This is a genomic window from Deinococcus betulae (assembly GCF_020166395.1).
Lineage (GTDB): Bacteria > Deinococcota > Deinococci > Deinococcales > Deinococcaceae > Deinococcus > Deinococcus betulae.
Genome location: NZ_JAIQXU010000005.1, coordinates 1 through 12406, shown reverse-complemented (window position 1 = coordinate 12406; position 12406 = coordinate 1). Strand labels below are relative to the sequence as shown.

Genomic DNA, 12406 nt, shown 5'->3' with positions numbered 1-12406 from the left:
CATTGCCAGTGCGCGTTCAACCCCACAGACGATCACCAATCAGCACAGACATCAGCCGGTGAGCCGATCACATAGGTCAAGGGCCTTCTGCCAGTTGCACCTGCCTCACAGCCAAACCAGACAAGTCAGCACGCGGTCTGCCCCAGGCTGGTTGACGCCGCCCCCTGGCCTCCGGGATGCTGGGCGGCATGGCGCGCAAGGTCAACCCCATTCAGGACCGCGCCCGCCGCGCCGCCCTGGAACGGGCCGCGTACCTGGCCATCTACGAGCGGGGCTACGCCGACGTGACGCTGGCCGACATCGCCGCCCACGCCGGGGTCAGCCGGGGCACGCTGGTTTACCACTTCGGCAGCCGCGCGGGGCTGCTGGGCGCCGTGATGCGCCGGTTCTCGCGCACGATTGCCGTGGCCACCCGCCGCGCCGTGCGGCAGGCCACCACCCCCGACGACAAGCTGCGCGCCTACGTTGAGAACCAGTTTTACGGCGTCGAGAACACCCGCCGGTTTTACACGGTGTCCCTGGATTTTCTGGCCGCCGCCACCCGCGACCCTGAACTCATGGCCGTGCAGCGCGCCTTTTTAAAAGAGTCCCTAGCCGTGGACCTGGAACTGGCCCGTCTGGCGGGCGAAACCGGCGCCCCAGGCCGCGCCCGCCTGCTGCGCGCCATCGTGGAGGGCCTGAGTGTGCGCTTCCTGGCCGACCCCGAACCCGATCTGGCCCAGTACCGGGCTGACTGCCTGGCAGGGCTACGAGCGGTGCTGGACAGAGGGGTGGAGGGCGGAGGTTGTGGGATGTAGGAAAGGCAACAGCACAGTTTCAGCTCACGTTCTTCCCGCGCACCGCCGCGCGCCAACCGCGCCCCTCATCTATTCCCACTCCCTACAGCCCACACCTCACCACCCGGCTGTCTATCGCCGCCCGAATCTGCCGTGCGCCCTCAATCAGGCGGGGGCCAGGGCGGCCCAGCCCACTTTCGGGCACCGCCACCACCGGCACGCCCAGCCCCCGCGCCTCGATGACCTCGGGGCGCAGTTTTTTCACGCCGCACCATGAACATACGATCAGGTCCGGCTGGGCCTCACGCACCTGGTCCAGCGTCAGGGGGCGGCTGCGGCCCTCCAGGTCGGCCAGGGCATTGACAGCGCCCAGTCCCGCTAGCAGGTCGGTCACCCAGGACTCGCGGGTGGCGGCAATGATGGGCCTGGGCCACCACTCCACCAGCACGCGGGGGGCGCGGGGGGCAGGGCGGTACAGGGCGGCCAGCTCGGCCTCCAACGTCTGGGCCACCTCCTCCCCCCGGCCCGGCAGCCCCAACAGCGCCCCCACCTGCCGGATGCTGGCCACGGTTTGCGGCACGCTCGTCGGGTCCAGGATGACCGTCTCCAGGCCGGCGGCCTGCACCGCCTCAACCACCCGCTCCATGCCCGGCACACTCAGGGACGCCAGCACAAGGTCGGGACGGGCCGCCACCAGCGCCGCCACATCAATATTCAGGTCGGGCCCCAGGCGCGCGGCGTGGTCCAGCCCCGGCGCGTCACTGTGACTGTCGACCGCCACCAGCAGGTCCGTGGCGCCCAAGGCGTGCAGGATGTCGGTGTTGCTGCACGTCAGACTGGCCAGGCGCGGGGACATAGACCGCAGTCTAGAGCGGGCCGCCGCGCCCCTGTCCAGACCCCATGAAGTGCGCGCCAGCACGGGCAAACGCCCCCTGACCGTATGGTAGGCTCGGGGGTATGAAGAACACGTTCGCCGTCACCATGACGCTGCTGCTGGCCCTGACGCTGGGCGGCTCGATTGCCGGCTACCGCATCGCCACCACGCCGCACCACGAGGAAGAGGCGCACAAGGAAACCCCCACCCCAGGCAGCGAGGAAGCCCCCAGCCCCAACAGCGCGGCCACGGGCGCAGAGGGCGACGCCAGCGCGCAGGGCGACGTGAGGGCCGAGAACGACGGCGGCACCCAGGCCGGCGAGAACGGCGCCGTGATTGCCAGCAGCGACCTGAAAACCGGTGACACCCCCGCCGCCAGCACCGAGGGCACCGCCGAGAACACCCCGCCCAGCGAAACCGTGGGCCAGACGGGTCAGGAACCCGCCGACACGGCCGCCGCCGCCGAACCCGAGGGCGACCCTTCTGCAGGCGGCAAGCTGTTTGTGGGCAACTGCGCCGGGTGCCACGGCCCCGAAGGCCAGGGCGGCGTCGGCCCGGCCCTGGGTCAGGTCAAGGAATGGAACCTGGCACAGTTCACGGCTGTGCTGCGTGAAGGCAAGACGCCCGAACGTGAACTGTCGGCCGTTATGCCCCGCTTTAGCGAGCAACAGCTGACCGATTCGGACATTGCCAACATCTACACCTTCGTCAAGACCCTCAACTGAACAGGGGCGGCGGGCGAGCGGCCTTCCCTTGCGGGGGGCCGCTTTGCCGTTATCCTGCGCCCATGGGACGGGGCTCTCAGCGGTCCTCTGAAAAGTCAGCTGCCGACCTGGCACACGACGGCGGGATGAGCACAAAACGGGAGGGCAGGGCGGCCCACATGGCGTTCTCGCAGAGGCGTGCCGGATGACCGCCAGCAGCGCGCTGACCCCTGGGCCGCTGCTCTCCACCTCTCCCCTGCCGGACTGGCCAGGCGTAGAGGAGGCCACCCTGACGGCACTGCCCTGTGCGGGCGCCCTGCTGCTGCCCCACGATGGCCTGCCGGTCGCCGATGTGCAGGGCCAGCCGGCGCGCTGGGCGGCGCTGAATCTGGTCAGCAGCGCCCTGCGGCGGGGCGTGCCGGTGCTGGGCTGGGGCTCGGGGGCCGCGCTGCTGGGGCGGGTGCTGGGCGCCGCCGTGACGGCGGGTCAGCCCGACTGGGCCGCCGCTCCGCGCGGCGCGCAGGTCCACGGCTGGTCTGGGCTGGTGCCGCGCCACTGGACTTTAGGCCGCGCTGTGGCCTGGGCTGACCCTGAGGTGCCCCCGCAGGTGCGGGCCGATTTTCTGGCGGCCCTGCCTGGTTGGACCGCGCGCAGCCCCGCTTCACCGCTGGAGGAGGTAGGAGGCGAAACGGCCGTGCGCGCTGTGGTGGCCGAGTTCTATGCCCGCGCCCAGGCTGACCCACTGCTGGGCCCTGTGTTTACAGCCCACATTCAGGACTGGCCCGCCCACCTGAACCGGGTCACCGCCTTCTGGGTCACGGTGCTGGGCGGCGCCGAGGGCACCGGCCCCCCCTGGCGCGGCAACCTAAACGCCGCGCACGCGGGCCTGGGGGTGCGCGGCGAGCACCTGGCCCGTTGGCTGGCACTGTGGGCGGCCACCGCCCACGACCTGCTGCCCACCCCAGCCGCTGGTCTGCTGGCTGCCCGCGCACAGACGATGGGCGCGCGCCTGGGCACACGACCGGGCCTGCGGGGAACTTCTGGGCGCCCACCCCCGTAGCCTGGGTCATGCCCAACATTCCGTTTCTGAACAAGGCCGACGACGCTCTTCCCGGTGGCGTGACCCGGCCCACCTGGGTGGTGCTGGACCTGGCCGGCCCCTACCCCGAACGCCAGCCAGGCAACCCGGTGCAGGCCCTCCTGAGCCGCACCGAGACCCTGGAAGCCCTGGCCGGGCGTATCCAGAAACTGAAGGGGGCGTCGTGGCTGCACGGCGTCCTGGTGCGCTTTGGCGAGTTCACGGCGGCGCCCGCAGCGGCGCACGCGGTGCGCGGCCTGCTGCATGACCTGGCGCAGAGTACACGGGTGGTGGCCTACCTGCCGCACCTGAACATGGTGAGCCTGCTGGCCGCCAGCGGCGCCTCCGAACTGGTCGCGCCGGAATCTGCCGAGGTGAACCTGAACGGTTTTGGCCTGGAAAGCACCTTCCTGGGCGAATTTCTGAAAAAACGCGGCATCGAGTTCGAGAACCTGCGCATTCGGGAATACAAGGCGGCCCTGACCCGCTTCTCGCAGGACCACATGGACGACCACAACCGCGAGCAGCTTCAGGCGTATCTGGACGGCCTGGAAGGCGCCTGGGCCGCCGACCTGGCCAGCGCGCGCGGCGTCAGCCCCGAGCAGGCCGCCGCCTGGCTGGACGCCGACCTGACCAGCGCGCAGGGCGCCCTGGACGCCGGGCTGATTACCAAGGTCGCCTACGAGGACGAGCTGATTGGGCCGGCCTCGCGCCCTTTTGGGGCGGTGGTGAACTGGCTGATGCCCGACAAGCAGAGCAGCAAGAAGGGCCGGGTGGCGGTGGTGCCGCTGGTCGGGGCCATCATCACGGGCAAGAGCCGCATCAACCCGGTGCCTCTGCCACTGCTGGGCGGCCCGATGGCCGGGTCCGACACGGTGGTCGCCGCGCTGAAACGCGCCAAAGAAGACAAGACCACGCAGGCCATCGTCCTGTACGTGAACAGCGGCGGCGGCAGCGCGCTGGCCAGTGACCTCATCTGGCGCGAGGTGCAGCAGAGCGAGAAGCCCGTGGTCGTGGTCATGGGCGAATACGCGGCCAGCGGCGGCTACTACGTGGCGGCGCACGCCAAAACCATTGTGGCCTCGCCGTACACCCTGACCGGCTCGATTGGCGTGGTCAGCGGCAAGCCGATTCTGGAGGAATTCAACCGCCGCCACGGCCTCAACCCCGAGCGCGTGGGCCGCGACCGCGCGCTGATGTTCTCCCCAGCCCGCCGCTACAGCGACGAGGAACGGGAACACGTGGAAAAGGGCATTCTGGAGGTGTACGACCGCTTTATCAGCCGCGTGGCGCAGGGGCGCGGGCTGACCAAAGAGCGGGTCAATGAGCTGGGCCGGGGCCGCATCTGGAGCGGCCAGGACGCCCTGGACTACGGGTTGGTAGATGAGCTGGGTGACCTGAGAACCGGCCTGGCCCGCGCCCGCGAACTGGCCGGTCTGCCGGAAGACGCCCCCGCCTGGAACGTGACCCCCAAGGGCCACGGCCCCCTGCCCGAGTTTGCCCAGGAAGCCGCCCGCGCCGCCCAGGTGAGCCTGTGGCCCTTTGGCAGCGAGCGCGTGTTGGCGTGGTTTGACCAGGACATCAAGGTTCGGTAAGTGGACAGTGGGAAGTGGGGCGTAGCATCACCACCCCACTTCCCACTCTCTACGCCCCGCTTACCCCTTCGTACGCCTCAATCTGGCGGCGAATCATGTTCAGGCTGCCTTCCCAGAAGGCCGGGGCGTGCAGGTCAATGCCAAAGCGCGCGGCCAGTTCCAGCGGCGTGGCCTGACCGGTGGCGGCCAGCAGCGCGTCGTAGCGGGCCTGGAAATCGGCTTCCTGGCCCTGCGCGCGGGCCTGCTCGTACTGCGCGTACAGGCCCAGGCCGAACAGCAGGCCAAAGGTATACGGGTAGTTGTAAAAACTGCGCCCGTAGTAGTGCGGCTTGACCGCCCACATGTAGGGGTGCGGGGTGTTCAGGACGTCGCCGTAGGTCTCGCGCTGCGCCCACACCATCAGGTCACTGAGGTCGCTGGGGTTCAGGTCACCGCCCACGCGGCGCTCAAACACGGCCTTTTCGAACAAGAAGCGGCTGTGAATGTCCACAACTACCTGCGCGTGGCCCATCAGCTGGGTTTCGAGGACATACAGGCGTTCCTGGCCCTGGGCTGTTTCTAGCGCAGCATTCTGAATAATCGTTTCGCAGAAGATGCTGGCGGTTTCGGCCAGGGTCATGGGCGTTTCGCGCTGCAGGGGCGGCAGGTCGCCCAGCTGGCGATTGTGGTAGCCGTGGCCTAACTCGTGCGCCAGGGTGCTGACCGAATCCAGGCTGGGGTCGTGGTTCATCAGAATGCGGCTGTCGCTGCCCTGCCAGCGCATGCAAAAGGCGCCGCTGCGTTTGCCGTCGCGGGGGCCCGCGTCAATCCAGTCCTCCCGGAAGGCCTGGGCGGCAAAGTCGCCCAGCGCGGCGCTGTAGCCCCGGAACTGGCGCTCCACGAACTCGGCGCCGGCCTCGTAACTCCAGTGGGTTTCGCTCTTTCCAGCAGGCGCAAACAGGTCCCACCAGTCCAGCGCCGCCTTGCCCAGCCGCGTCGCCTTGGCCTGGAAGTAACGGCGGAAGTCCGGTAGCGCGGCCACCACCGCCGCCTGCATGGCGTCCAGCGTGCCCTGGTCAATGCCGTTGCTCAGCAGACTGGGGGCGACCACGTCACCATAGCCCCGCCGCGCGGCTACCGTGCCGGACTCACCCTTGACGCCGTTCATGCAGGCGGCAAACACGACCTCCTGAGATTTCCAGGCGGCAATTTCGGCGTGATAGGCGTCCTCGCGCACCTGGGCGTCGGGGTCACTGGCCAGGGCGCGCAGGGCAGTCACAGGCAGCCACTGGCCCCGGAACTTGCCCCTGAGCGTCGAACTGACGTTGCCATGCAGTTTGCCCCAGCCGCCGCCGCTGGCGGGGTGCAGGCGGGCGGCCAGGTCTTCCTCAGGTGGGGACATCATAAATTGCGCGTCTCGCACGGCATCGCGCAGGGTGTGGGCGTGGGCGCGGGCCACCTCGCTCTGGTCCAGCAGGGCATCCAACTCGGCCGCGCTCAGGCCACCGACCCAGGCGGTGAAGCGCGACCGCAGCGGTCCCAGCGGCAGGGTCAGGGTGGTAAACGCTGCCATCTGGGCCTGCGCCGCCTCGTCACGGCTGTCGGTGGTCACGAAGGCCGCGACGAACGCGCGCAAAGTGCCTGCGCGCCGCACCACCTCATTCATGCCGTTCAGAGCGGCGCCCAGCGCCTCGGCTGTCACCGGCGACCCGGCGCCGATGGCGTGCCCATCAAACAGGGCTTCGAGGGCCTGGACCTCGTCACGCAGGGCGTTCAGGTCGCGGCTCAGGGCTGGGTCCTTCAGACCTGCATACAGGTCGTCCGTGCGCCAGCGGGGCATCTCGGTCTGGGTTGTGGTCACGGTTCAGAGTGTACGGCGGGGACCCAGTCAGGCAGGTAGGCGAGAACGCCTAGTGGACCGCAACTTCTTCCAACCAATCGTCAGAAGGCCGCTGGTGGCGATTTGGTCAGTGATCAGCTTCAGAGGCAAAAAACGCCTCGGCGCCCGCTGCGACTCTGGCAGGCGTGAATTCAATCACCTCATACGCGGCCAGATCCGCCTGCGCAAAGGGGTCTTCGGCTAGAACGCTGTCCAGAGCCTCACGGCTGAGCCCACGCACCAGAATCACCCCGCCCGTTCTGGGCACCCGAGCCCCCGACGCCACAAAATGGCCGGTGGCGTAATGCTGTTCCAGAAAGGCCCGGTGGGCTTCCAGCAGAGGCTCAACTGCACTGAGCGGCTGGATGTACTGCAGCAGGACGACAAACATTAAAGACCTTTTTATCCTGTTCGGCGTCTGTGGCGCTCCTGTGGCCTCAGGGCTGCGCTGTCTCAGAGAGCCTAATCTGCCGCACAGCCCTGTCAGGCTGCCCCTCCAGCACCCTAGAAGGTTTGGGTTCAAGGCGGCGCCGCGTTCCGCCCTCAGGCCTTACGCTGAACAATCAACACTTCCAGCCGCTCGGCCACGTTAACCAGATGGTCGCCCAGGCGTTCCAGGTTGCGGGCCATGCGCCCGGCGGTCAGGGCCACCTGGGTGTCTTCGGGGCGTTCCAGCAGCCGGGTCAGGCTGGCGCGCTGCATCTGCTCGTACAGGGCGTCGACCTGTTCGTAATCCAGGCGCATCACGTCGCGGGCGGCCACCAGATCGCGCTCGGCAAAGGCGTAGGCCAGCGTCTCAATCATGTGCGAGAGCAGCCGCACCAGTGGCAGCGCGTCTTGCAAGGTGGCGCTGCGGGCGCGCGGCGCGAAGGTTTCCAGGTCGCGGGCCACGTTGAAGGCGTAGTCGCCCACCCGTTCCAGATTGGTCAGGCTGCGGAAGACCATCAGGTAAAAGGCCAGATCGTCCTCGGCCAGCCCTGACCCAAAAGCCTGAAGACACAGGTCCTCCAGTTCGCGTTCCAGCGCGTCGGTCTCGGCTTCCAGCGTTTCGGCGCGGGCGGTCAGACCCGCAAACTCGGCGCGGGCGTTGGCGTCACGCACAGCGTCCAGCAGTTCCAGCGAGATGCTCAGCATTCGCAAGAAGCGCGCCGTGACCAGGGCGGCGCTGTCCGGGCGGCCCGTGGGCGGCGCGTCGCGCTGGGCGGTCGAGCGGACACCATTCGTCATGCGGTCAGTATGGTGCCGCGTTGTGATGGGCGGGTCAAGGGACAGGGGCCTGCGGCTTTATGGATGCGCAGGGGATGTGGCCAGGCAGGCACCTTGCTCCTGATACGGATTCCGTCTGTGACGCCAACGAATCGCAAAAGGCGCGATTTGCAAACGCCACGCCCGAAGCCCACTGTGCTCCTTTCTCGCTTCGCTCGGCTTCAACTGTTCTCACACACGGTTGAAGCCGAGCCCGCCTTACTGATGCAGGCGCACGGGGCCCAGCGGCGTTACTCCGGCCGCCGCCAGAGCGGCGCGCAGGGCGGCGGGGCCGCTTTCGGCCGGGTCCTGAGGCGTGGCCTGAACGGTCAGGTCGCCCAGGCGGGCCACTGGCCAGGCGCGCAGCGTCCAGCCGGGCACCGGGGGCAGTTCAGGGGCGCCGGAGGTCAGCACTTCCAGCACGTAGGTCGGGTGGCAGACCTCCTGGGGCGTGCAGGGCAGGGGCAAAAAGGCGGGGGTGGTCGGGCGCAGGCTGGCGGTCATAGGGTCTCACCTCTTGCCTCCCAGGGTGCGCCTGGCGGCAGCTCTTCGCCATCGGCGCGCACAGGCACAGGGCCGGGCCGCCATCGGTAAACCCGATACACCGGGGAGCCAGCGCGCTCTACACTGGGCCATGACCCCTGACCGTCACGCGGCGCTGCCCACCCTGGCCCAGTTGCGCGCCCTGCTGGCCGTGGCCGATGCAGGCGGCTTCAGCGAGGCGGCGGCTGAACTGGGGGTGTCGCAGTCGTCCCTGAGTGAGGCGGTGGGCAAGTTAGAAGTCCTGGTGGGCAAGCCGCTGCTGCGCCGCAGCCGCAGTGGCACTTCGCCCACCCCGGCGGGCGAGCGGCTGCTCCTGCATGCCCGCACCGCTGTACAGGCCGCCAGCGACGCGCTGCAGGCCGCCCAGGACGACCGCGCCCTGAGCGGAACCCTGCGCGTGGCCTCGTTCCGGTCGACCGCCACCCACCTGCTGCCTCCGGCCCTGGCGGCCTTCCGGGCCCAGCATCCTGGCGTGCGCGTGACCCTGCTGGACGGCGACACCGGCAGCGAGGATCTGGTCCGGCGGGGCCAGGCCGACGCCGCCATCGTCATTGAGGAGCCGCAGCCGGGCCTGCGCCTGCTCCCCCTGGTGGTGGATGAATACCTGTTTGTGGCGCCCGCGTCGCGCGGCACCCACCCGGTCCAGCGCGAGGAACTGGCCAGCAGTCTCCTGCTGGCGCCCGGTCCCAACGCCTGCAACGCCCGCCTGATGACCTACCTGCGCCGCGTGGGTGTCAACCCCGAAGACGCGACTGAGATCGGTGAAGACAGCGTAATTCTGGGCATGGTGGCCCACGGCCTGGGCGTCAGCGTGATGCCGCGCCTGGCCCTGACCCCCCTGCCGCCCGGCGTGGTGGCCCTGCCACTGCCCGAACCGCTGCTGCGGCCCCTGGCGCTGGCCACGCTGCCGCACCGCGCGGGGTTGCCGCTGCTGCGCGCCTTTAGCGCCGCGCTGCTGGAGGTGCTGCGCCGCGCCCCAGAAGAGCTGGCCCCCGCGCCCACGCCAGAGCTGCCCGCGCGCCCGTCTCTGCTACATTGACCCTATGACGACCCTGTGTTGCCCCCTGTAGCGGTGACGCAGCCCTGGTCTGCACCGCGCCCCCCATCCTCTTGGCGGCGCGGTTTTTTATGGTCCCCTTCCCGCCTTTCAGGAGCCTTCATGACTGACCACCCGACCCGGCAGCCCGACCCCAGCATTGTCCTGTACGACACCTTGCAGCGCCAGAAAGTGCCGTTCGTGCCCACCACGCCTGGCCGCGTGGGCATGTACCTGTGCGGGCCAACGGTCTACAGCGACGCCCACCTGGGGCATGCCAAAAAGGAAGTGGCCTTTGACGTGATTCGCCGCGCCTTTGTGCATTTTGGCTATCAGGTGCGCTACGTGGCCAACATCACCGACGTGGGGCACCTGCAAAACGACTCGGATGACGGCGAGGACAAGATGCTCGCCCGCGCCCGGCTGGAGCAGCTTGAGCCGATGGAAGTGGCCGACAAGTACATGTGGTCGTTCGTGAAAGACATGGAAGCGCTCAACGTCCTGAAACCCAGCATCAACCCCCGCGCCACCGGCCACATCACCGAGCAGATCGCCCTGATTGAGGAACTGGTCGAGAAGGGCCACGCCTACGAGTCGGAGGGCAGCGTCTACTTTGACGTGCGCTCCTGGCCGGACTACGGCAAGCTCTCGGGCCGCAAGCTGGACGACCAGGAAGAAGGCGTGCGCGAGGCCGTGCGCGAGGACAAACGCGACCCCCGCGACTTTGCACTCTGGAAGAAGGCTGAAGCCGGCCACATCATGCGCTGGGAGTCGCCGTGGGGCGTGGGCTTTCCCGGCTGGCACATCGAATGCAGCGCCATGAGCCTGAAGTATCTGGGGGAGGGCTTTGACATTCACGGGGGCGGCCTGGACCTGCAATTCCCGCACCACGAGGCCGAGATTGCCCAGGCCGAAGCTGCCGGGCACGCCTTTGCCCGCTACTGGATGCACAACAACATGCTGACCATCGGCGGCGAGAAGATGAGCAAAAGCAAGGGCAACTTCCTGACCATTCAGGATGTCCTGGCCCAGCACGACCCGATGGTGGTGCGCTTCTTGCTGGTGGGCAGCCACTACCGCTCTATCACCGAATTCAGCGACGCCGCCTTCGAGAGTGCCCGCAGCGGTTACCGCCGCCTGAGTGAAGCGCTGAACGAACTTGAGCGCCGGCTCGGCAGCGCGCCTGACGGTCAGAACGCGGCGCTGGACGCCAAGATCGCCGCCCATAGAGCGGCCTTTGAAGACGCCCTGCGCGACGACTTTAATACGCCCAAGGCTGTGGCGGCCCTGTTTGGCCTGACCACCGACCTGAATGCGGCGCTGGGGGCTGGCCCTGTCCCCAGCGCCACCCTAGAACGCGCCCGCGCTGCCTACCTGGACCTGGGCGGTAACGTGCTCGGCCTGTTCGCCGGTGGCGGCACCGCCGCGCGGGCTCAGGATGACAGCGGTGTCGTCAGCGCCCTGATGGAACTGGTGCTCAAAGCGCGGCAGAACTACCGCCTTAATAAGCAGTATCAGGAAGCCGACGAGCTGCGCGACACCCTGACCCGCGTGGGCGTCACAGTTGAAGACACCAAGGACGGCCCCCGCTGGAAGCGCTGAGGGGGGCCTTGATGAGCACCGCGTGACAGAACCGCCTGCATTGACCTCAGCCCCCTGTCAGGAAGATGTCAGTGTTGGGGCCTACGATAAAGGCTGAGTGGTGACCCCACCCTCATCCTTCCCTCCAGAAGGACACGCCGACCTCCCCCCGGGCGTGTCCTTTTTTCGTGCCTTGCGGGACGCGGCGGGGCAAGCCTAAACAATTTGATGGTGGGCAGCCTAGAGGGGGCAGGGGTACACTCCGCGTATGCTGCCGCCGCTCGTTAAACAGATGCTGGACAACTTTAACCTCAATGTTGACCCCGAACTGTCGCGCGAGGACAACGCCGAAGAGGTGATTAAAAGCGCGGCGCTGCTGTCGGGGGCGATTGCCGTAGAGCCGATTCCATTCGCCGATCTGCTGCTGATTACCCCAGTGCAGGGCAAGATGGTGCTGCATATCGGCAAGATTTACGGCTTTGACATCACCCCCGAGCGTTCGCTAGAAATTGCGCGCGAGATTGGCGTGACTATCGCCTACGGCATGGCCGCGCGCCAGGTGATGCGCGGACTGGCCAAGCTGGCGCTGCCCGTGATTGGCGGCCTCATTACCGCTCCAGCGGTCTACGGCTGGACCTTCGCGCTGGGCCGCCTGGCCCAGAACTATTTTGAGCGACGCACCCAGGGGCTGCCGGATTCGCGCCGCAATCAGGTGCAGGTGGTGCAGGAGGCCAAACGCGATTCCCGGCGGGTGCTGCCCGGCGCGCAGGACTTTACCGACCTCGCTTCTGAACTGCGCCGCCGGGCCGAACAGAAGGGTCAGGGCGGCCCGCCCCGACACTAGGTAAAGAAGCGTCAGCGTCCAGGGAAATATGCCTGGACGCTTTTTTATGCCCCATGCAAAGGGACAGACCACCTCGTCAATCATGTGCCGAAGCGGTAGAACACCTGTAGCAACCAAGCGGGTTCAGGTGTGACGGTGTTTTCCTATGGGCGTGACCAGCAGCGACCTCTAGATGTTGACGTGAAGGCCTTTCGCTGAGCTGATCGGTCGATTCGGAATCGGAGAGATCAGCAGTAGAACTAAGCGCCACCCTGAGCTCTCCTCAATGACCC

12 protein-coding genes are annotated in these 12406 nt (G+C 67.8%); 7 read left to right on the top strand and 5 right to left on the bottom strand.

Annotation, left to right across the window (positions count from 1 at the left end; genetic code table 11):
* Positions 1-188: 188 nt before the first annotated feature.
* Complete coding sequence (locus K7W42_RS05420; RefSeq protein WP_224572947.1) at positions 189-797, top strand: TetR/AcrR family transcriptional regulator; 609 nt, start codon at positions 189-191, stop codon at positions 795-797.
* 82 nt (positions 798-879) lie between these two features.
* On the opposite strand, the gene K7W42_RS05415 is transcribed toward K7W42_RS05420, so the two are convergent.
* Positions 880-1632 (bottom strand): helical backbone metal receptor, encoded by a 753-nt coding sequence (locus K7W42_RS05415; protein ID WP_224572945.1) that lies wholly within the window; start codon positions 1630-1632, stop codon positions 880-882.
* Between the two features lie 101 nt (positions 1633-1733).
* On the opposite strand from K7W42_RS05415, the gene K7W42_RS05410 reads away from it, so the two are divergent.
* The 3 genes from K7W42_RS05410 (at position 1734) to sppA (ending at position 5027) form a co-directional block, all read left to right on the top strand.
* Positions 1734-2375 carry a c-type cytochrome gene (locus K7W42_RS05410; RefSeq protein ID WP_224572943.1) on the top strand — a complete coding sequence of 214 codons (642 nt, stop codon included), beginning with the start codon at positions 1734-1736 and terminating at the stop codon, positions 2373-2375.
* A 184-nt stretch (positions 2376-2559) separates the two neighbouring features.
* The gene (locus K7W42_RS05405; RefSeq protein ID WP_224572941.1) at positions 2560-3414 is read left to right on the top strand and encodes a group III truncated hemoglobin; all 855 of its coding nucleotides are present in this window, start codon (positions 2560-2562) and stop codon (positions 3412-3414) included.
* Between the two features lie 8 nt (positions 3415-3422).
* Entirely contained in the window at positions 3423-5027 is a 1605-nt protein-coding gene (gene sppA / locus K7W42_RS05400; RefSeq protein ID WP_224572939.1) for a signal peptide peptidase SppA, read from the top strand.
* 49 nt (positions 5028-5076) lie between these two features.
* Here sppA and K7W42_RS05395 read toward each other — a convergent pair whose 3' ends face one another.
* From K7W42_RS05395 to K7W42_RS05380, 4 genes are all read right to left on the bottom strand, one after another.
* Positions 5077-6846 (bottom strand): M3 family oligoendopeptidase, encoded by a 1770-nt coding sequence (locus K7W42_RS05395; RefSeq protein ID WP_255639072.1) that lies wholly within the window; start codon positions 6844-6846, stop codon positions 5077-5079.
* Between the two features lie 127 nt (positions 6847-6973).
* Entirely contained in the window at positions 6974-7276 is a 303-nt protein-coding gene (locus tag K7W42_RS05390) for a YciI family protein (RefSeq protein WP_224572935.1), read from the bottom strand.
* 152 nt (positions 7277-7428) lie between these two features.
* Positions 7429-8019: a phosphate signaling complex PhoU family protein gene (locus K7W42_RS05385; protein ID WP_224573161.1), complete on the bottom strand. Its 591-nt coding sequence runs from the start codon at positions 8017-8019 to the stop codon at positions 7429-7431.
* A gap of 330 nt (positions 8020-8349) precedes the next feature.
* A complete protein-coding gene (locus K7W42_RS05380) occupies positions 8350-8634 on the bottom strand; it encodes a hypothetical protein (protein ID WP_224572934.1) in 285 nt (94 codons plus the stop codon).
* A gap of 130 nt (positions 8635-8764) precedes the next feature.
* Here K7W42_RS05380 and K7W42_RS05375 point away from each other — a divergent pair, with 130 nt between their 5' ends.
* The 3 genes from K7W42_RS05375 (at position 8765) to K7W42_RS05365 (ending at position 12134) form a co-directional block, all read left to right on the top strand.
* Positions 8765-9712: a LysR family transcriptional regulator gene (locus tag K7W42_RS05375; protein WP_224572932.1), complete on the top strand. Its 948-nt coding sequence runs from the start codon at positions 8765-8767 to the stop codon at positions 9710-9712.
* A 120-nt stretch (positions 9713-9832) separates the two neighbouring features.
* A complete protein-coding gene (gene cysS / locus K7W42_RS05370; RefSeq protein ID WP_224572930.1) occupies positions 9833-11311 on the top strand; it encodes a cysteine--tRNA ligase in 1479 nt (492 codons plus the stop codon).
* A gap of 247 nt (positions 11312-11558) precedes the next feature.
* Positions 11559-12134, top strand: a complete 576-nt coding sequence (locus K7W42_RS05365; RefSeq protein ID WP_224572928.1) for a YcjF family protein — start codon at positions 11559-11561, stop codon at positions 12132-12134.
* Positions 12135-12406: the final 272 nt, after the last annotated feature.

Bases quoted from the DNA above. Each gene is read 5' to 3' on its own strand.
- K7W42_RS05420 (WP_224572947.1), top strand. From the start codon at position 189: ATGGCGCGCAAGGTCAACCCCATTCAGGACCGCGCCCGCCGCGCCGCC.
- K7W42_RS05415 (WP_224572945.1), bottom strand. From the start codon at position 1,632: ATGTCCCCGCGCCTGGCCAGTCTGACGTGCAGCAACACCGACATCCTG.
- K7W42_RS05410 (WP_224572943.1), top strand. From the start codon at position 1,734: ATGAAGAACACGTTCGCCGTCACCATGACGCTGCTGCTGGCCCTGACG.
- K7W42_RS05405 (WP_224572941.1), top strand. From the start codon at position 2,560: ATGACCGCCAGCAGCGCGCTGACCCCTGGGCCGCTGCTCTCCACCTCT.
- sppA (WP_224572939.1), top strand. From the start codon at position 3,423: ATGCCCAACATTCCGTTTCTGAACAAGGCCGACGACGCTCTTCCCGGT.
- K7W42_RS05395 (WP_255639072.1), bottom strand. From the start codon at position 6,846: ATGCCCCGCTGGCGCACGGACGACCTGTATGCAGGTCTGAAGGACCCA.
- K7W42_RS05390 (WP_224572935.1), bottom strand. From the start codon at position 7,276: ATGTTTGTCGTCCTGCTGCAGTACATCCAGCCGCTCAGTGCAGTTGAG.
- K7W42_RS05385 (WP_224573161.1), bottom strand. From the start codon at position 8,019: ATGCTGAGCATCTCGCTGGAACTGCTGGACGCTGTGCGTGACGCCAAC.
- K7W42_RS05380 (WP_224572934.1), bottom strand. From the start codon at position 8,634: ATGACCGCCAGCCTGCGCCCGACCACCCCCGCCTTTTTGCCCCTGCCC.
- K7W42_RS05375 (WP_224572932.1), top strand. From the start codon at position 8,765: ATGACCCCTGACCGTCACGCGGCGCTGCCCACCCTGGCCCAGTTGCGC.
- cysS (WP_224572930.1), top strand. From the start codon at position 9,833: ATGACTGACCACCCGACCCGGCAGCCCGACCCCAGCATTGTCCTGTAC.
- K7W42_RS05365 (WP_224572928.1), top strand. From the start codon at position 11,559: ATGCTGCCGCCGCTCGTTAAACAGATGCTGGACAACTTTAACCTCAAT.